This is a genomic window from Amycolatopsis solani (assembly GCF_033441515.1).
Taxonomy (GTDB): domain Bacteria; phylum Actinomycetota; class Actinomycetes; order Mycobacteriales; family Pseudonocardiaceae; genus Amycolatopsis; species Amycolatopsis solani.
On the sequence record NZ_JAWQJT010000003.1, the window covers coordinates 1,283,527 to 1,301,670 of the forward strand.

The window sequence follows — 18,144 nt, forward strand, 5'->3', positions numbered from 1 at the left end:
CACCGCCATTCGGCCGTAGGCGTGGCCACCGTTCGACGTAGTCGGGTCCGGCACGGAACGCCGAAGGCCCCCTCACCAACGGCGAGGGGGCCTTCGCAACGAACGGATCAGACCACCGCGAGCGGCAACGCCGTCGGGTGCACCGGCGCCGGCAGGTCCGAAGCTCCCGTCAAGTACGTGTCCACCGCGTTGGCCACCGAGCGGCCCTCCGCGATCGCCCACACCACCAGCGAAGCGCCGCGGTGCGCGTCACCGCACACGAACACGCCGGGCGTCTCCGTCTGCCAGTCCGCGCCGCAGGAAAGCGTTCCCCGGCGGGTCAGGGACAGACCCAACCCGGGAAGCAGCGGCATCTCCTCGACGCCCTCGAAGCCGATCGCCAGCAGGACCAGGTCGGCCGGGACCGTCTCGGTCTGCTCGGTTGTCGGGATGACCTCGCGGCGGCCGGTGGCCGGGTCCTTCTGGACTCGGACCTCCTGGAGTTCGACCGCGCGGACGTGGCCGTTCTCGTCGCCGACGAAGCGCTTGACCGCCACTGCGAACTTGCGCTCGCCCGCTTCCTCGTGGGCCGGGTACGTGCGCAGGATGTACGGCCACGTCGGCCACGGCGAACGCTCGTCGTCGCGGACGGACGGTGGGGTCGGGTACTGGTCGAGCTGGGTCACCGAGCGCGCGCCCTGGCGGGTGGCCGTGCCGTAGGAGTCCGCGCCCGTGTCGCCGCCGCCGATGACGAGGACGTGCTTGCCGCGGGCGTCGATCGACGGGGGGCCGTCGCCCTCGACGTACTTGTTGGCCGGGACCAGGTGTTCCATCGCCAGGTGGATGCCCTTGAGCTCCCGGCCCGGCGTGGTCGTGTCGTCGCGGCCGCGCAGGGCGCCGACCGCCAGCACGACGGCGTCGTACTGCGCGCGCAGGTCCTCCACCGAGAGGTCGACGCCGACCTCGCAGCCGGTCACGAACCGGGTGCCTTCCTTGCGCAGCTGCGCCAGGCGGCGGTCGAGGACCTTCTTCTCCATCTTGAACTCGGGGATGCCGTAGCGCAGCAGGCCGCCGAGGCGGTCGTCGCGCTCGAACACCGTCACCTCGTGGCCGGCGCGGGTCAGCTGCTGGGCGGCGGCCAGCCCCGCGGGCCCGGAGCCCACGACCGCGACGCGGCGGCCACTGGACACTTCGGACACCTGCGGCTGGACGTAGCCCGCCTCCCAGGATTGGTCGGCGATCGTCTGCTCGACGCGCTTGATCGCCACCGGCCCGCCGGACAACGGCGAGATCGACAGCACGCAGCCCGCCTCGCACGGTGCCGGGCACAGCTTCCCGGTGAACTCGGGGAAGTTGTTGGTCGCGTGCAGCCGGTCGCTCGCCGCGGCCCAGTCACCGCGGCGGACGAGGTCGTTCCACTCCGGGATCAGGTTGCCCAGCGGGCAGCCGGAACCGCCGGAGTGGCAGAACGGGATGCCGCAGTCCATGCACCGCGACGCCTGCTTGCGCACCTCTTCGTTGCGCTCGCCCGGGTCGACGTCCGCGTAGACCTCGCCCCACGAGTGCAGACGGTCCTCTTTGGACTTCTTCTTCGGCTCCGCGCGAGAATACCGTAGGAAACCGGTCGGGTCAGCCACGAGCGGCCTCCATGATCGCCTCGTCGACATCGCGGCCGGCGGCTCGTGCCGCCTTCGCCGCGTCCAGGACCCGCTGGTAGTCGCGCGGCATCACCTTCGTGAACGCCACGGACCGGCGCGGCCAGTCGCCGAGCAGCGAGGCCGCCACCGCGGAGCGGGTGAGATCGTAGTGCTGCTGCACCGTTTTCTTGAGCCACGCCAGGTCGTCGGCGGTCGGCTTGAGCAGGTCCACCATGTCCTGGTTGACCTTCCGGCCGTCGACGTCGAGCACGAACGCGACGCCGCCGGACATGCCGGCCGCCAGGTTCCGCCCGGTCGGGCCGAGCACCACCGCGCGGCCGCCGGTCATGTACTCGAACGCGTGGTCGCCGACGCCCTCGGCGACGACCGTGGCGCCGGAGTTGCGGACGCAGAAGCGTTCGCCGACCTGGCCGCGCAGGAAGATCTCGCCGGCCGTGGCGCCGTACGCGATCGTGTTGCCCGCGATCGTCTGCGCCTCGGCGGCGAACGAGGCCGCCGGGTCGGGGCGCACCACGATCCGGCCGCCGGACAGGCCCTTGCCGACGTAGTCGTTGGCGTCGCCGACCATGTCCAGGGTGATGCCGCGCGGCAGGAACGCGCCGAGCGACTGGCCCGCCGACCCCGTGAGCGTGACGTTGATCGTGCCTTCGGGCAGGCCGTCCCCGCCGTAGCGGCGGGTGATCTCCGAGCCCAGCAGCGTGCCGACGGTCCGGTTGACGTTGCGCACCGGCAGCTCGATGTTGACGTGGTGCGCGTCCTCCAGCGCCGCCTCGGCGAGCTGGATGAGCGTGCGGTCCAGGGCGTGCTCGAGGCCGTGGTCCTGACCGCGGGTGCGCCGCTTGGCACCACCGTAAGGAGTCTCCGAAGGCATCTCGAAGATCGGCGCCAGGTCCAGCCCGGACGCCTTCCAGTGGTCGACCGCCTCGTCGGTGTTCAGCAGCTCGGCGTGGCCGATGGCCTCGTCGAGCGTGCGGAAGCCCAGCGCCGCAAGGGTTTCCCGGACTTCCTCGGCGACGAACTTGAAGAAGTTCACCACGTGCTCGACCTGGCCGGTGTAGCGCTTGCGGAGCTCCGGGCTCTGCGTGGCGACGCCGACCGGGCAGGTGTCGAGGTGGCAGACGCGCATCATGATGCAGCCCGCGACGACGAGCGGGGCCGTCGCGAAGCCGTACTCCTCGGCGCCGAGCAGCGCCGCGATGACGACGTCGCGCCCGGTCTTCATGGCGCCGTCCACCTGCACGGTGATCCGGTCGCGCAACCCGTTGAGCAGCAACGTCTGCTGGGTTTCGGCGAGGCCGATCTCCCACGGCGTGCCCGCGTGCTTGAGCGAGTTCATCGGGGACGCGCCGGTGCCGCCGTCGTGCCCCGAGATGAGCACGACGTCCGCGTGCGCCTTGGACACGCCCGCCGCGACCGTGCCGACGCCCAAAGAGGACACCAGCTTCACGTGGATGCGGGCGTGCTCGTTGGCGTTCTTGAGGTCGTGGATCAGCTGCGCCAGGTCCTCGATGGAGTAGATGTCGTGGTGCGGCGGCGGCGAAATGAGGCCGACGCCCGGCGTCGAGTGCCGGGTGCGCGCGATCCACGGGTACACCTTGTTCGGCGGCAGCTGGCCGCCCTCGCCGGGCTTCGCGCCCTGCGCCATCTTGATCTGGATGTCGTCGGCGTTGACCAGGTACTCGCTCGTCACGCCGAACCGGCCGGACGCGACCTGCTTGATCGCGCTGCGCCGCTCGGGGTCGTAGAGCCGTTCGGGGTCTTCGCCGCCCTCGCCGGTGTTGGACCGGCCACCGAGCCGGTTCATCGCGATGGCCAGGGTTTCGTGCGCCTCGGCCGAAATCGAGCCGTACGACATCGCGCCGGTGTTGAAGCGCTTGAAGATCGCCTCGGCGGGCTCGACCTCGTCCAGCGGGATCGGCTCGCGGACGCCGTCGCGGAAGGAGAACAGCCCGCGCAGCGTGCCGCCCTCGCGGTAGAGGCGGTGCACCTCGTCGGTGTACTTGCGGTACACCTCTTCGCGGCCGGTCTTGGACGCGTGCTGCAGCAGGAACACCGTCTCCGGCGTGAACAGGTGCAGCTCGCCCTCGCGGCGGTAGGCGTACTCGCCGCCGGTGTCGAGTCCACGGTGGACCCGCTCGGTCGGGTTGTCCGGGTACGCGCGGCGGTGGCGCGTGGCCACCTCTTCGGCGAGCACGGTCAGGCCGACGCCGCCGAGCTTCGACGACGTCCCGGTGAAGTACTCGTCGAGCAGGTCCTGGGCCAGGCCGAGGGATTCGAAGACCTGGGCGGCGGTGTACGCGCCGACCGTCGAGATGCCCATCTTGGACATGATCTTCAGGACGCCCTTGACCAGCGCCTGCACGTAGTTGCGGATCGCCTTGCCGGGCTCGATGCCGGTGACCGCGCCCTGCGCGATCATGTCTTCGATGGTCTCGAAGGCCAGGTACGGGTTGACCGCGGCAGCGCCGTAGCCGAGCAGCAGCGCGATGTGGTGCACCTCGCGCGCGTCGCCGGATTCGACGACCAGCGCGACGCGCAGGCGTTCCTTCGTGCGGACCAGGTGGTGGTGCACCGCGGAAACCAGCAGCAGCGACGGGATCGGCGCCATCCGGTGGTCGGAGTCGCGGTCGGACAGCACCAGCGTGCGCGCGCCGGCCGCGATCGCCTCGGACGCCTCGCGGCGCACCCGCTCGATCGCCCCGGCCAGCGCCTCGGCGCCGCCGTCCACTTCGTACAGTCCGGAAAGGACGCTGCACGCGAACCCGGGGAGGTCGCCGTCGTCGTTGATGTGGATGAGCTTCGCGAGCTCGTCGTTGTCGATGACGGGGTACGGCAGCTTCAGGTGGCGGCAGGACGCGGGTCCCGGGGCCAGGAGGTTGCGCTCCGGGCCCATGATCCGCGCCATGCAGGTGACGAGCTCCTCGCGGATCGCGTCCAGCGGCGGGTTGGTCACCTGCGCGAAGTTCTGCTTGAAGTAGTCGTAGAGCAGCCGAGATCGCTTGGACAGCACCGCGGGCGGGGTGTCCGAGCCCATCGAGCCGATCGGCTCGGCGCCCTTCTCGGCCATCGGCGCGAGCAGGATCTTGAGCTCTTCTTCGGTGTAGCCGAAGGAAAGCTGGCGGCGCAGCACCGAGTCGTGGCTCTGCACGACGTGGTCGCGGTCGGGCAGCTCGGCGATCTTCAGCAGGCCCGCGTGCAGCCAGCCCTCGTACGGCAGCTCGCCGGCGAGCGCGGACTTGACCTCTTCGTCGTCCACGATCCGGCCGGCTTCGGTGTCCACGAGGAACATCCGGCCGGGCTTGAGCCGCCCCTTGGCCACGACGTCCTTCGGAGCGACGTCGAGCACCCCCGCCTCACTGGCGAGCACGACGCGGTCGTCGGCCGTGCGCCACCAGCGCGCCGGCCGCAGGCCGTTGCGGTCCAGGACCGCGCCGACCAGCGTGCCGTCGGTGAAGGTGACGCAGGCGGGACCGTCCCACGGCTCCATCAGGCTCGCGTGGAACTGGTAGAAGGCCCGGCGTTCCGGCTTCATGGTGGCGTGGTTCTCCCACGCCTCCGGGATCATCATGAGCACCGCGTGCGGCAGCGACCGGCCGCCGAGGTGCAGCAGCTCCAGCACCTCGTCGAACGACGCCGAGTCCGACGCGTCCGGCGAACAGATCGGGAACAGCCGCGAAAGGTCGCCGTCGATGAGCTCGGACTCCAGCAGCGCCTCGCGCGCCCGCATGCGGTTGCGGTTGCCGCGGATGGTGTTGATCTCGCCGTTGTGGGCCACGAACCGGAACGGGTGCGCCAGCGGCCACGACGGGAAGGTGTTGGTGGAGAAGCGGGAGTGCACCAGCGCGATGGCGCTTTCGAGCCGCTCGTCGCGCAGGTCGTCGAAGAACGCCGGCAGCTGCTCCGGCGTCACCATGCCCTTGTAGACGATCGTCCGCGAGGACAGCGACGGGAAGTACGTGCCGCAGCCGGAGTTCGCGCTTTCGTGCTCGACGCGCTTGCGCAGGCAGAAGGCCAGCCTGTCCAGCTCCAGGCCGGCTTTTCCGTCCGCGGTGACGAAAAGCATGGCGAAGTGCGGCATGACCGAGCGGGCGGTCGGGCCGATGTCGGCGCGGTCGGCGTCGACCGGGACCTCGCGCCAGCCGAGCACCTCCAGGCCCTCTTCGACGGCGATGCGTTCGGCCAGCTCGACGGCCTTGCGGCGCTGCTCGGCGTCTTCGGGGAGGAACGCGATGCCGGCCGCGTAGGTGTGGTGGCCACGTTCATCGGGCTCCGGCAGGGAAAAACCGGCTTCCGCGCGCAGCAGCACGTCCGGCAGCTGCAGCAGGATGCCGGCGCCGTCGCCGCTGGTGGGTTCGGCGCCGGCGGCGCCGCGGTGGTCGAGGTTGGTCAGCGCGGCGAGGCCATCGGTGACGATGCCGTGGGAGCGGCGCCCGCGGATGTCGGCCACCATGGCCACACCGCAGGAGTCCTGTTCGGTCTCCGGGTCGTAGAGACCCTGCTTGCCGGGAATGGCGGAGAAGATCATGAAGAAGGGACCTCCTTCGTCGTCTGTCGTGCGGGGCCGGGCTACCGGCCGGGGAGCGCACGGGACGACGATGGCCCGCTTGTTAGCGCGACTTTAACACCTGGGAAACACGTCAGCATCAATTCAGTGCGCCCTGAACTGCGGCGGACGGTAACGATCTGGCTGCGCGGAACGACGTAGTTCCTGATGGGTTCCCGGTAGTTCGCACCGCTAAGTATACGTGCCGGAAACTCCGGTCAAGCCTAACGTGACCAGTCCGACCCGGCACACTCGCACCGTGTCCGCGGTCACTAGAACGTGTTACATTTCGCCGCATGATCCTCGACCGGTTCAAGCTCACCGACCAGGTCGCGGTGGTCACCGGCGCCGGACGCGGGATCGGCGCGGCCACCGCCGTGGCTCTCGCCGAAGCGGGCGCCGACGTGGTCATCGCCTCCCGCACGGCCGCCCAGCTCGACGAGGTCGCCGCCCGCGTGTCGGCGGCCGGGCGCCGCGCGGTCACCGTCCCCGGCGACCTCTCCACCCCGGACGCCGCGGCCGCGCTGGCCGCGACGGCGGTGGCCGAGTTCGGGCGCCTCGACCTGGTGGTCAACAACGTCGGCGGCACGTACCCGCGGCCCCTGCTGGAGAGCACCGCGGAGTTCCTGGAGGAAGCGTTCCGCTTCAACGTCTCGACCGCGCACGCGCTGACCGCGGCGGCCGCCCCCGCCCTGCTGGAGACGGGCGGCTCGGTCGTCAACATCTCGTCGGTGATGGGCCGCGTCGCGGGCCGCGGCTTCGCGGCGTACGGAACGGCGAAGGCGGCGCTGGCCCACTACACGCGCCTGGCAGCGGCGGACCTGGCCCCGAAGGTCCGGGTGAACGCGATCTCGGTGGGCTCGGTGGCGACGTCGGCCCTGGAGATCGTGGTGGGCAACCCCGAACTGAAGGCGAAGATGGAGTCGGCCACGCCGCTGCACCGGATCGGCGAAGCCGAGGACATCGCCGCGACGGTGGTGTTCCTGGCCTCGCGCGCCGGCGGGTACCTCACAGGCAAGATCCTCGAGGTCGACGGCGGCCTGCAGACCCCGAACCTCGATCTGGGCCTGCCCGACCTGTAGTGAATGACTCATTCCTGTCGTCGGACGACAGGAATGAGTCATTCACTACGTCGGTGCCCGGAGTCAGCTCTCTTCGGTCTTCTTCGGTTCCTCGGCCGGCGTCTCCGGAGCCTCGGCCGCCACCTTCGCGGGCTCGGGCTCCTCCTCGGCGGCCTCCGGCGCGTCCTTGCTCACCAGCGTCTCCGGCAGCTCCCGCGGCCCCCGCTTCCCGGCGAGCACGAAGTACACCACCGCCGCGACGAACAGCAGGATCGACGTCCAGACGTTCACCCGCAGGCCGAGGATGTGGTTCGCGGTGTCGGTCCGCATCATCTCGATCCAGCCGCGGCCGACCGTGTACCCGGCGACGTACAGCGCGAACGCCCGCCCGTGGCCCAGCTTGAACTTGCGGTCCGCCCAGACGACCAGCAGCGCGACCAGCAGGTTCCAGATCAGCTCGTACAGGAACGTCGGGTGGACCGGGCTCTCCGGCAGCGGGATGTGGCCGGTCGCGACGCCGTTGAGCAGGTTGTCCGGGTCTTCCGGGTTGAAGCGCTGGTAGACCTCCAGGCCCCACGGCAGGTCGGTGTGCGCGCCGTAGAGCTCCTGGTTGAAGTAGTTGCCGATGCGGCCGATGGCCTGCGCGACGACGATGCCGGGGGCGATCGCGTCCGCCATCGCCGGCAGCGGGATGCCCTTGCGGCGGCAGGCGATGAGCGCGCCCACCGCGCCGAGGGCGATGGCGCCCCAGATGCCGAGGCCGCCGTCCCAGATCGCGAACGCGTTCCAGGGGTTCTTGCCCTCGGTGAAGTACAGCTCGGGGTCGGTGATCACGTGGTACAACCGGCCGCCGACCAGGCCGAACGGCACCGCGAACACCGCGATGTCGATCACCGTGCCCTTGGTGCCGCCGCGGGCCACCCAGCGCCGTTCGCCCCACCAGATCGCCACGATGATGCCGGCGATGATGCACAGGGCGTACGCGCGGAGCGGGATCGGTCCCAGGTGCCAGACCCCCCGGTCGGGACTGGGGATCGTCGCGAGGTAGGCGCTCATCACGCGGCCACCGTAGCGCTAAGGCGCCGGAGCCTCCAAGGCGGCCAGGTACCCCGCCACCAGCGCGTGCGCGACCTGGGTGACGGCTTCGTCGCGCGGGAGGAAGCGTTCGTCGTGCAGGCTGGGCACGCCCGCGGTGTCGCCGAGGCCGACGAACAGCATCAGCCCGCGCGTCGGGCCGCCGCAGTAGTGGGCGAAATCGTCGGCGCCGAACGACCGGAACTGGTCGTCGACGCCGTAGCCGGCGTGGGCCAGCCAGCGCTGCGCGGCCGCCGCGAGCGCGGCGTCGTTGTCCAGCACCGGCTCGCACGGGCTGATCTCCAGTTCGGCGGTGCAGCCGTGCGCCCGCGCGGTGCCGTGCACGATGTCGGCCAGCGCTTCCAGAGCGCGCTCGCGGTCCTCGGCGCGCATCAGGCGCAGGGAGCCGAACGCGGTCGCGCTGTTCGGGACGACGTTGGCCGCCGCGCCCGCCTGGATCCGCCCGACCGAGCAGACCGCGCCGTACACCGGGTCGATCCGCCGCGACGCGAGCTGCTGCAGGCTCACCACCAGCTGCGACAGCGCCAGGATCGGGTCGCGCAGCAGGTGCGGGTAGCCGGCGTGGCCGCCCTGGCCGTGCAGGGTCACCTCGAACTCGTCGGTGGACGCGTTCACCGGGCCGGGCGCCGCCGAGACGACGCCGTGCGCGATCCGCGGCTGGACGTGCGCGCCGATCACCGCGTCGACGCCTTGCTCGGTCAGCACCCCGGACTCGACGATGTCGAGCGCGCCCGGCGGCGAGGTCTCCTCCCGCGGCTGCAGCAGCGCCAGGATCGGCCGCGGCACGCCGACGCGGACCGCCGCGCGGCCGACCGCGACCAGCGCGGCGAGGTGGACGTCGTGGCCGCACGCGTGCATCAGGTCGTTGCCCGAGGCCCACGGCACGCGGGTGCCCTCCAGCACCGGGAGGGCGTCGAGCTCGGCGCGCAGCGCGATCGCCGGACCGCCGGCGCCGGGCAGCGGGATCGCGCGGCCGGTCTTGGCGACGCGGATCCCCTCCCCCGCGCCGAGCGCCTCGGCGACCAGGCGGGCGGTGTCTTCTTCGTCTCCGGAGCCGCGCGGGTCGGCGTGCACGGCGTGCCGGAGCGCGACGGCGGCGGGCAGTTCGTCGGCGATCGCCCGCGTCCACCGGGCCCACAGGTCGTTCACACGTGCTCCAAGCGGTAGATCCTCTGCGCGTTCTCGTGCCCCACCGAAGCACACAACCGGATCGCGTCCCCTTCGGACACCGCGTCCGCGTCGAGCGCGGCGCGCACGAAATCCGACAGTCCCTGCCGGAACAGCGCCGTGCCCAGGTGGTAGAGCTCGGCCAGGCCGAACGCGTCGGTGGAGAAGAGGACCTTCCCGAACGGCGCGATCTCCAGGAGCTCGGCCAGTACCGCCGGCGCCCGGAACCCGGCGTTGTGCGTGATGAGCCCGGCGTCCACGAACACGTGCTCGAAAACCTGCGCGAGATACGCGGCGTTCCGGTGGAACGGGTAGTTGTGCAGCAGCAGGATCGGCACGCCGCGGTCCCGGGTGGCCCGCAGCAGCCCGGTCAGCAGCAGCGGGTCGCAGCGGTGCAGGTCGACGTCGGAGTCGCCGTAGCCGACGTGGAACTGCACCGGCAGGCCCAGGTCGAGGCCGGTGAAGACGAGGTGGCGGTGCAGCACCTCGTCGGCCAGCCGGGGGTTTCCGGAGCGCAGCCAGCGGCCCGCCGCGGCCGCCACCTCCGGCGGCGACGGCCGCTCCCCCGCCAGCTCGAGGCCGACGCGGTAGGCGGCGATCGACTTGAACCCGGCCGCGGTCGCGGCGCGTTTCCCCAGCTCGTCGGCGAAGGCGGCGGCGAACCCGTCCGCGGTCGTGCCCCGGATGACGGACTCGGCGACCTGTTCCAGCCGGACGACGTCGTGCGCGCGGGCGCCCGCGAGCGCGGCGAACTCGGGCGTGGTGGTCAGGGCGTCCGGCAAGAAGCCGCCGTCCAGGAGGAAGTCGGTGGTGCCGGTGGCGCGCAGGAAACGCCGGGCCACCTCGGCCGCGCCCAGCTCGGCGCGGCGTTCGAGGTAGGCGTCGGCGGGGGCGTGCTTCGGCAGGCCGAGCACCGGCGCGCAGCGGGCACGCACGGCCAGCCCGATCAGCGAGTCGAACAGGCTCGTGCCGAGCGGCGAAGGCGCGTCGGCCTCGGTCAGCATCCCCTCGAAGTCCGCGCGGGCCACGTCCCGGGTGACGACGCCGTGGCAGTGGTGGTCCACCAGCGGCAGGTCCGCGACGAACGGGAGCAGGTCGGTCATGCGCCTCCGTCCACGGTGGTCAGCCTCTCCCCCACCCTACGAGCGAAGCCGGGTGCCGACAGGACGGCGAGCACCGCGAGCACCAGCACCGCCGCGGCCACCACCGGGAACCAGCGCGCCGGGCCTTCGGTCGGATAGGGCACCACGTTGACGTAGACGGTGTACCCGAGCACGGCGAGCGCGCCGATCGGGAACACGAGGTGCCACCCCGGCACGCGCATGCGGCGCTTCACGAACAGCAGCAGGATCGCGCCCACCGTCGTGAGCAGGTAGATCACCAGCAGGATCAGCGTGCCGATCGAGCCCGACCAGGCGAACGTGTCCGCCGCGGTCGCGCCGAAGAAGAGCGCGCACACCAGGATGATCAGCACCGCCGCGCCGGTCACCGCGCTGACCGCGGCCACCGGCGTGCCGCGGCTGGACGTCCGGCCGAGGCCGCCACCCGCGTCGCGCCCGAGCGCGTAGAGCAGCCGCGAACCGCCGACGACGCAGGCGAGGCAGCAGCCGAACGCGCTGATCGCGGCGCCGACGCTGATCACGTCGCCGACCCAGGCGCCGGCGTAGCGGCTGCCGAGGTCGCCGAGCAGGGACGGCGAGTCGTGGAACGCGGCCGCGTCCGTGCCGAACGCCATCATCTCGACGGCGGTGACCACGACGAAGTAGACACCGCCGAAGACCGCCGTGCCGAGGATCGCGCGCGGGATGTTCCGCTTCGGATCGTGCGTCTCCTCGCCGAGTGTGGCGGCGGCTTCGAACCCGGCGAAGGACAGGAAGCCGAACACCGCGCCGAGGAACACGCCGGACAGCCCGGTTTCCGGGACGAAGACGTCCAGGGTGAACCGGGCACCGCTGGGTGCGTTCCCGGCCAGCAGGCGCACCAGGATCACCACGGTGACCAGCAGGATCACCGCGATCGTCGCGCCTTCGACGGCGAGCAGCGTGCTCGTGCCGCGGCGGGCGGGCAGCACGGACAGCAGCCAGGCGCCGATCAGCGCGACCGCCGTCAGCACGAACGGGCCCCAGGACGGCGGGTCCGGCCAGATCCCCACCTGCGTCAGGAAGGCCGTGCCCAGCGTGCCCGCGGCCGAGCTCGTGACGACGGCGTAGAACGTGTACGTGCCGAGGAGGCCGATGCCGGAGACGACGCCCGCGCGCGGGCCGAGGGTGGCGCCGACGAAGGCGTACACCGAACCGGCGTGCTGGTAGTACCGGCAGAGCTTGACGAAGCCGTACGCGACCAGCAGCACCCCGACCGCGGAGAGCAGGAAGGCGAGGGGGACGGCGCGGCCGGCGGCGGCCGCGGTCTGCTGGGGGTTGATGTTGGCGGCCATGCTGGGCGCCATCAACGCCACGGACAGGCCGACGGCCTGCCAGACGGAGAGGGAGCGGCGCAGCCCTGGACGGGTTTCGACGGTGTCTGACACGATCTCCACCTCTTTCTCAGGCGACCAGTGAACAACGACAGGGGTGGGATGAGCCAGCTCGATCGGGCAGAACTCGCGCAGCAGGGCGCGATCCGGGCCGACGGCCTGCGCGCGGCCGGCGTGGAGCTGGTCGCGCTGACCTTCGTGGACAACAGCGGCATCGCGCGGGTGAAGGCCGTCCCGGTGGACCGGCTGTGGTCGGCGGCGGCGTGGGGCGTCGGCGCGTCGAAGTCGTTCGACTTCTTCCTGGCCACGGACGAAATCACCGACGGGACGTACTCGCGGGGCCCGGTCGGCGACCTGCGGCTGCACCCGGACCTCGACGCGCTCGTGCCGCTGGCGGCGCAGCCGGGCTGGGCGTGGGCGCCGGTCCGGAAGTACGACACCGACGGCGAGCCGCACCCGCAGGACGCACGGGCGCTGGCCGCGACGGCGACGGCCGAACTGGCCTCGCGGGGCTACCGGGCGCGGATGGCCTTCGAGCTCGAATGGGTGATCACCGCGGCGGACGCGCCGGCCGACCCGCGCTCGGCCACCGCGGGCCCGGCGTACGGCTACGCGCGGCTTTCCTCGCAGGCGGCGTACCTGCGCACGCTGGTGTCCACGTTGTCCGCGCAAGGCGTTGCGGTGGAACAGATCCACCCCGAATACGCGGCCGGGCAGTTCGAGCTGTCGGTGGCGGCGGACGACCCGGTGCGCGCGGCCGACATCGCGGTCCTGACGCGGGAGACGATCCGCACGGTCAGCGAGCGGCACGGGCTGCGGGCCTCGTTCACGCCGAAGTTCGAGCCCGGCGGCGTCGGCAACGGCGGCCACGTCCACCTGAGTCTCTGGGACGGCGACCGCAACCTGTGCTCCGGCGGCGACGGTCCCTTCGGCCTGACGCGGACCGCCGAGGCGTTCGGCGCCGGGATCTTTTCTCGCTTGCCGGCGCTGCTGGCGATCGGCGCGCCCTCGGTGGTGAGCTACCTGCGGCTGGAGCCGCACCACTGGGCGGGCGTGTTCAGCGCGTGGGGCCTGGAGAACCGCGAAGCGCCGCTGCGGCTGGTGCAGGGCCCGGCCGGGCAGCGCGACCGGACGGCGAACTTCGAGGTCAAGTGCTTCGACCTGACGGCGAACCCGTACCTGGTGGTGGCGGCACTGCTGTTCGCGGGCCTGGCCGGCGTGGCGGCGTCGGCGTCCCTGCCGGAACCGGTGGACGTCGACCCGGGAACGCTCCCGTCCTCGACGCGGTTGCTGACGTCCCTGGCGGACGCGGTGGCGGCGTTCGAGGCGGACGACGCGCTGACGTCGGCGTTCGGCCCGGAGCTGGCAACGACGCTGATGGACGTCCGTCGCGGCGAGATCGCCCGGCTCGGGTTGCTGCCGCCGGACGAGCTGTGCGCGGTGATGCGGTACCTACATTGACGCTCGCACCTCGTCGCGCAGCTGCGGCAGCTTGGCGTAGAGGCGGTCGCCGGGGCATTCGGTGTTGTAGAAGTCGCGGTGGCCCTTGATTTCCTCGACGGGGATGCCGTACTGGCGGCAGACGTAGGCGCAGAAGGTGACGAGCGACGCCCACTGCGCCGCGGGCGGCTCGACGTCGGTGTAGGTGCCTTCGTTTTCGATGCCGATGGCGTTGGTGTTCTGCCCGGGACAGTGCGCGCCCTGGACCATGGTGGTGCGGCCACGCAGCGCGTCGAGGCTCCCGTGCCGCCCCTCGAGCCGGTACCCGCCGCGGCTGACGGTGAAGTGCTGACCGGTGTCGGACCAGCCGTTGTTGTCCATGTGGTCGTGCTGATCGTCCCGGGCGACCTGGAAGGCGTGGGCGAGCGAGTAGTCGGTGCTGTTGGCGCTGGCGATGTGGTGGATGAGCACGCGGTTCGCGGGGTGGCCGAGGGTGGTGAGCGCGTCGGCGGGCGGGCGCGCACCCCACTCGGCGCAGCTGTAGATCCGGGGAGCGGTGGCTGCTTCTGCCAGCCGGGGCACCACGAGCCCGGCCGCTCCCGCGACGGCGACGCCGGCGGCGCCGCGGAGAAAGGCGCGCCGCGGGAGGTGTCGTAAGTCGAAGTCCATGCGGCGCACTCTGCCGGGGCGGCGTACAGCTTTCGTACAAGAGCGCTCAGAGGCGGAGGGTGGCGGCGAAGGGGCGGGAGAGGTGGAGCTCGCCGTTCTCGCTCTTGGCGAGGGGTTCGTACTCGCCGCCCTGGAGTTCGAAGAGGGTGGCGCCGACCGGTTCTTGCGGCTCGACCAGGAGGTAGAACGGGATCAGTGCCTCGGCGTAGATCGCGCGCTTGAGAATCCGGTCCTGCACCTTGGTCGATGGCGAGACGATTTCCGCTGCCAGCAGGACATCACTCGCCGCGTACGCGACGGTGTCGACCGCAGGGCAGGTCAGGATCACGAGATCGGGGATCAGGAGCCGCTGTCCTCCGAAGCGGACGTTCACGCCTGGCAGCAACTCGGTGTCTTCCGGCACCACGGGCACGAATGCGAGCTGCAGTCTCTGCAAGAGCCGCTGATGAGCCGAGGTGGGAGCGGGGCTCACGAGGAGAGCTCCATCCACGAGTTCGATCCGTTGCAGCGAAGTCTGGTCCTCGGGGAGAGCGAGAACTTCCTCCGCGGTCCAGCCTTCGGGCCGCAGTGGGATGCCGGGCTGGGGCTCAGTCGGTGCTGCCATCGCGCTTCACCTCCGCTCGGGCCCGTCGCCGCAGGTCTGTTCCAGTGTGGCATGTCCAGCCGGTCCCCTCGTTGTGGATCATCACACGAGGAGTATGCGGGTCGCCACCGACAGTTCTGGATCAGCTGATGGCGTCACGCCGGTGCGACAGCCAGCTCCCCCGCGCCGCTGTACAGCTGGATCTTGAACCGGATGTGCTCGTGGTGCTCCTGCAGCCGCGCGATCTGCGCCGCCACCCGCCGTTCGTGTTCGCGCAGGACCTCGACGCGCTCGTCCTGTGTCGCCTCGCCCGAGCGCAGCAGGTCCACGAACCGCAGCATCTGCGCGACCGGCATGCCCGTGTACCGCAGGCACCTCAGCAGCTGCAGGAACTCCACGTCCTGCTCGGTGAACACCCGGCGGCCGCCGGCGGTGCGGCCGACGTGGTGGAGGAGGCCGATGCGCTCGTAGTAGCGCAGGGTGTCGATGGTGAAGCCGGTCTTTTCGGTCACCTGGGCCGGGGTGTAGGACGTCACGCCGTCCAGCGTGACACCTGGAGCGCACTCCAGGTCAAGCGGTGGCGACCGCCCGGCGCACGCCGTCGGCCAGCTCGGCCGACAGGCGGTGGACGCCCGAAGGGCCTTCCGCCGCCGCCGTGACCAGGGCCGAGCCCACGATCACCGCGTCCGCGAACGACGCCACCTCGGCCGCCTGGTCACCCGAGCGGACACCGAGACCCACGCCGATCGGGAGTGACGTGTGCGCCCGGGTGCGGCGGACCAGCTCCTCCGCGCCCGCGCCGACCTGGTCGCGCGCGCCCGTCACGCCCATCACCGCGGTCGCGTAGATGAAGCCCGACGACGACGACGCCGTCAACGCCAGCCGCTCCTCCGACGACGAGGGCGCCACCAGGAACGTGCGGTCCAGGCCGTGCTCCTCCGACGCCTTCATCCACGCCGAAGCTTCGTCCGGGATCAGGTCCGGCGTGATCAGGCCGAGCCCGCCCGCCGCGGCGAGGTCGCGCGCGAAGCGGTCCACGCCGTAGCGGTTGACCGGGTTCCAGTACGTCATCACGACCGCGCGGCCGCCGCGGGCGGCCACCGACTCGACGACCTCGAAGACGTGCTTGAGGCGGAAGCCGTTGTCCAGCGCCGTCACGGACGCGGCCTGGATGGTCGGGCCGTCCATCACCGGGTCGGAGTACGGGACGCCGACCTCGATCAGGTCCGCGCCGCCGTCGACGCACGCCGCGATGAGGTCCTTCGAGCCGTCGACCGTCGGGAAGCCCGCCGGGAGGTAGCCGACCAGCGCGCCCCGCCCCTCCGCGCGCGTCGTCGCGAAGAGGTCGTCCAGCCCGCTCATTCGTTCACCAGTCCGAACCACTTCGCCGCCGTGTCCATGTCCTTGTCGCCGCGGCCGGACAGGTTCACCAGGATCAGGCCGTCGGGGCCCAGCTCACGGCCGAGCACCAGCGCGCCGGCCAGCGCGTGCGCCGACTCGATCGCCGGGATGATGCCCTCGGTGCGCGAGAGCAGCCGGAACGCGTCCATCGCCTCGGCGTCGGTGACCGGCCGGTACTCGGCGCGGCCGGTGTCCTTCAGCCACGCGTGCTCCGGGCCGACGCCCGGGTAGTCCAGCCCGGCCGAGATCGAGTGCGACTCGACCGTCTGGCCGTCCTCGTCCTGCAGCAGGTAGGTCATCGCGCCGTGCAGGTTGCCCGGGGTGCCCTTGGTGAGCGTGGCGCCGTGGCGGTTGCCCTCGATGCCCTCGCCGCCCGGCTCCAGGCCGACCAGCCGCACGGACGGGTCGTCGTAGAAACCCGAGAAGATGCCGATCGCGTTCGACCCGCCGCCGACGCACGCGGCGACGACGTCGGGCAGGCGCCCGGCCTGCTCGAGGATCTGCTCGCGGGCCTCGGTGCCGATGACGTGGTGGAAGTTGCGCACCATCGTCGGGAACGGCGCCGGCCCGGCGGCCGTGCCGAACAGGTAGTGCGTGGTGTCCGCGTTGGTCACCCAGTCGCGCAGTGCCTCGTTGATCGCGTCCTTCAGCGTCCGCGACCCGGTCTTGACCGGGATGACCTCGGCGCCGAGCAGCCGCATGCGGGCCACGTTCAGCGCCTGGCGCTCGGTGTCGACCTCGCCCATGTAGACGACGCAGTCGAGGTCGAGCAGCGCGCACGCGGTCGCCGTCGCGACGCCGTGCTGGCCCGCGCCCGTCTCGGCGATGACGCGCTTCTTGCCCATCCGCTTGGTGAGCAGCGCCTGGCCCAGCACGTTGTTGATCTTGTGGGATCCGGTGTGGTTCAGGTCCTCGCGCTTGAGGAAGACGCGCGCGCCGCCGGCGTGCTCGCCGAAGCGCTTGGCTTCGGTGAGCAGCGACGGGCGGCCCGCGTAATCCTTCAGCAGGCGGTTGAACTCGTTCAGGAAGTCCGGGTCGTGCCGGGCCTTCTCGTACTCCGCGGCGACCTCGTCGACGACGCCGATCAGCGCCTCCGGCATGAAGCGGCCGCCGTACGGACCGTAATAGCCGCGGTCGTCCGGGTCGTGCTTGTCGTGCTCAGCGGTCACCGGGACGGCCTCGGGCAGGCGGGGTGGGATCCGGCGGTGACCAGCTTGACCAGGGAACCCTTCGGGTCGCCCGAGGCGACGAGCCCTTCGCCGACCAGCACCGCGTCGGCGCCGTGCCCGGCGTAGGACATCAGGTCGCCCGGCCCGCGGACCCCCGACTCGGCGACCTTGTAGACGTCCATCGGCAGGCCGGGGGCCAGCCGCGAGAAGACGTCGCGGTCCACCTCGAGGGTGTGCAGGTTGCGCGCGTTGACGCCGATGACCTTGGCGCCCGCCTCGAGGGCCTTGTCGGCCTCCTCGGCGTTGTGGATCTCCACCAGCGCGGTCATGCCCAGCGATTCGACGCGGTCGAGCAGCGAGACGAGCGCGTTCTGCTCCAGCGCGGCGACGATCAGCAGCACCATGTCGGCGCCGTGCAGGCGGGCTTCGTGCACCTGGTACGGGCTGACGATGAAGTCCTTGCGCAGGATGGGGGTGTCCACCGCGGCGCGGACCGCGTCGAGGTCGGCCAGCGACCCGCCGAAGCGGCGCTGCTCGGTCAGCACGCTGATCACCCGCGCGCCGCCGTCTTCGTAGTCCTTCGCCAGCGAGGCCGGGTCGGGGATGTCGGCCAGGTCACCCTTGGACGGGCTGCGCCGCTTCACCTCGGCGATGACGCCGATGCCGGACTCGCGCAGCGCGGACATCACGTCACGCGGCGCCGGGGCGGCGGCCGCGCGGATCTTCAGTTCGTCGAACGGCAGCGCGGATTCCCGCACGGCGAGGTCTTCCCGCACGCCGGCGACGATGTCTTCGAGCACGCTCACCGGGCGCCCCCGCCCTGGCACGTGCTCACGGATTCACTCGCAAGGTCGCTCACAAAAACCTTCCCCTTCCCGCCGAAACGATGCTAACCCCCGCATCTGG

At 71.5% G+C, this 18,144-nt stretch carries 14 protein-coding genes; 2 read left to right on the forward strand and 12 right to left on the reverse strand.

Annotated features, from left to right (window positions below; translation table 11 throughout):
• Positions 1 to 107: 107 nt before the first annotated feature.
• Both SD460_RS38520 and gltB read right to left on the reverse strand, forming a co-directional pair.
• Positions 108 to 1,616 (reverse strand): glutamate synthase subunit beta, encoded by a 1,509-nt coding sequence (locus tag SD460_RS38520; protein ID WP_290052439.1) that lies wholly within the window; start codon positions 1,614 to 1,616, stop codon positions 108 to 110.
• Positions 1,609 to 6,162, reverse strand: a complete 4,554-nt coding sequence (gene gltB / locus SD460_RS38525) for a glutamate synthase large subunit (protein ID WP_318307463.1) — start codon at positions 6,160 to 6,162, stop codon at positions 1,609 to 1,611. The genes SD460_RS38520 and gltB overlap by 8 nt, the downstream gene beginning before the upstream one ends.
• 314 nt (positions 6,163 to 6,476) lie before the next feature.
• Between gltB and SD460_RS38530 the strand changes: the two genes are divergently transcribed.
• Positions 6,477 to 7,262, forward strand: coding sequence for an SDR family oxidoreductase (locus SD460_RS38530; protein WP_318307464.1), 786 nt, complete (start codon positions 6,477 to 6,479; stop codon positions 7,260 to 7,262).
• 63 nt (positions 7,263 to 7,325) lie between these two features.
• Here the strand turns inward: SD460_RS38530 and lgt are convergent, their stop codons facing one another.
• Genes lgt through SD460_RS38550 form a run of 4 tightly spaced genes read right to left on the reverse strand, consistent with a single transcriptional unit; the run spans position 7,326 to position 12,030 of the window.
• Positions 7,326 to 8,297, reverse strand: coding sequence for a prolipoprotein diacylglyceryl transferase (gene lgt / locus SD460_RS38535; protein ID WP_290052446.1), 972 nt, complete (start codon positions 8,295 to 8,297; stop codon positions 7,326 to 7,328).
• Positions 8,298 to 8,315: 18 nt separating this feature from the next.
• Positions 8,316 to 9,485, reverse strand: coding sequence for a M20 metallopeptidase family protein (locus tag SD460_RS38540; protein WP_290052449.1), 1,170 nt, complete (start codon positions 9,483 to 9,485; stop codon positions 8,316 to 8,318).
• Positions 9,482 to 10,606, reverse strand: coding sequence for an amidohydrolase family protein (locus tag SD460_RS38545; RefSeq protein ID WP_318307465.1), 1,125 nt, complete (start codon positions 10,604 to 10,606; stop codon positions 9,482 to 9,484). Before SD460_RS38545 ends, SD460_RS38540 begins: the two co-directional genes overlap by 4 nt.
• Positions 10,603 to 12,030 carry an APC family permease gene (locus tag SD460_RS38550; RefSeq protein ID WP_318307466.1) on the reverse strand — a complete coding sequence of 476 codons (1,428 nt, stop codon included), beginning with the start codon at positions 12,028 to 12,030 and terminating at the stop codon, positions 10,603 to 10,605. Before SD460_RS38550 ends, SD460_RS38545 begins: the two co-directional genes overlap by 4 nt.
• A gap of 48 nt (positions 12,031 to 12,078) precedes the next feature.
• Here SD460_RS38550 and SD460_RS38555 point away from each other — a divergent pair, with 48 nt between their 5' ends.
• Positions 12,079 to 13,437, forward strand: coding sequence for a type I glutamate--ammonia ligase (locus SD460_RS38555; RefSeq protein ID WP_290052453.1), 1,359 nt, complete (start codon positions 12,079 to 12,081; stop codon positions 13,435 to 13,437).
• Here SD460_RS38555 and SD460_RS38560 read toward each other — a convergent pair.
• The 6 genes from SD460_RS38560 to trpC all read right to left on the reverse strand — a co-directional run bounded on the left by SD460_RS38560 (position 13,429) and on the right by trpC (position 18,044).
• Positions 13,429 to 14,085 (reverse strand): peptidoglycan recognition protein family protein, encoded by a 657-nt coding sequence (locus tag SD460_RS38560; protein ID WP_290052455.1) that lies wholly within the window; start codon positions 14,083 to 14,085, stop codon positions 13,429 to 13,431. The two genes, SD460_RS38555 and SD460_RS38560, sit on opposite strands and share 9 nt — an antisense overlap.
• A 46-nt stretch (positions 14,086 to 14,131) precedes the next feature.
• Positions 14,132 to 14,689, reverse strand: coding sequence for a Uma2 family endonuclease (locus SD460_RS38565; RefSeq protein WP_290052456.1), 558 nt, complete (start codon positions 14,687 to 14,689; stop codon positions 14,132 to 14,134).
• A gap of 134 nt (positions 14,690 to 14,823) precedes the next feature.
• Complete coding sequence (locus SD460_RS38570) at positions 14,824 to 15,204, reverse strand: MerR family transcriptional regulator (RefSeq protein ID WP_290052459.1); 381 nt, start codon at positions 15,202 to 15,204, stop codon at positions 14,824 to 14,826.
• A 34-nt stretch (positions 15,205 to 15,238) separates the two neighbouring features.
• The gene (gene trpA, locus SD460_RS38575) at positions 15,239 to 16,030 is read right to left on the reverse strand and encodes a tryptophan synthase subunit alpha (protein WP_290052461.1); all 792 of its coding nucleotides are present in this window, start codon (positions 16,028 to 16,030) and stop codon (positions 15,239 to 15,241) included.
• Positions 16,027 to 17,256, reverse strand: a complete 1,230-nt coding sequence (trpB, locus tag SD460_RS38580; RefSeq protein ID WP_290052489.1) for a tryptophan synthase subunit beta — start codon at positions 17,254 to 17,256, stop codon at positions 16,027 to 16,029. The genes trpA and trpB overlap by 4 nt, the downstream gene beginning before the upstream one ends.
• Positions 17,235 to 18,044: an indole-3-glycerol phosphate synthase TrpC gene (gene trpC / locus SD460_RS38585; RefSeq protein WP_290052463.1), complete on the reverse strand. Its 810-nt coding sequence runs from the start codon at positions 18,042 to 18,044 to the stop codon at positions 17,235 to 17,237. Before trpC ends, trpB begins: the two co-directional genes overlap by 22 nt.
• Positions 18,045 to 18,144 lie beyond the last annotated feature (100 nt).

What these genes read in the sequence shown, in the direction of transcription:
- gltB (WP_318307463.1), bottom strand. Translation starts at nt 6,162, where the DNA reads ATGATCTTCTCCGCCATTCCCGGCAAGCAGGGTCTCTACGACCCGGAG.
- SD460_RS38530 (WP_318307464.1), top strand. Translation starts at nt 6,477, where the DNA reads ATGATCCTCGACCGGTTCAAGCTCACCGACCAGGTCGCGGTGGTCACC.
- lgt (WP_290052446.1), bottom strand. Translation starts at nt 8,297, where the DNA reads ATGAGCGCCTACCTCGCGACGATCCCCAGTCCCGACCGGGGGGTCTGG.
- SD460_RS38545 (WP_318307465.1), bottom strand. Translation starts at nt 10,606, where the DNA reads ATGACCGACCTGCTCCCGTTCGTCGCGGACCTGCCGCTGGTGGACCAC.
- SD460_RS38555 (WP_290052453.1), top strand. Translation starts at nt 12,079, where the DNA reads ATGAGCCAGCTCGATCGGGCAGAACTCGCGCAGCAGGGCGCGATCCGG.
- SD460_RS38560 (WP_290052455.1), bottom strand. Translation starts at nt 14,085, where the DNA reads ATGGACTTCGACTTACGACACCTCCCGCGGCGCGCCTTTCTCCGCGGC.
- SD460_RS38565 (WP_290052456.1), bottom strand. Translation starts at nt 14,689, where the DNA reads ATGGCAGCACCGACTGAGCCCCAGCCCGGCATCCCACTGCGGCCCGAA.
- trpA (WP_290052461.1), bottom strand. Translation starts at nt 16,030, where the DNA reads ATGAGCGGGCTGGACGACCTCTTCGCGACGACGCGCGCGGAGGGGCGG.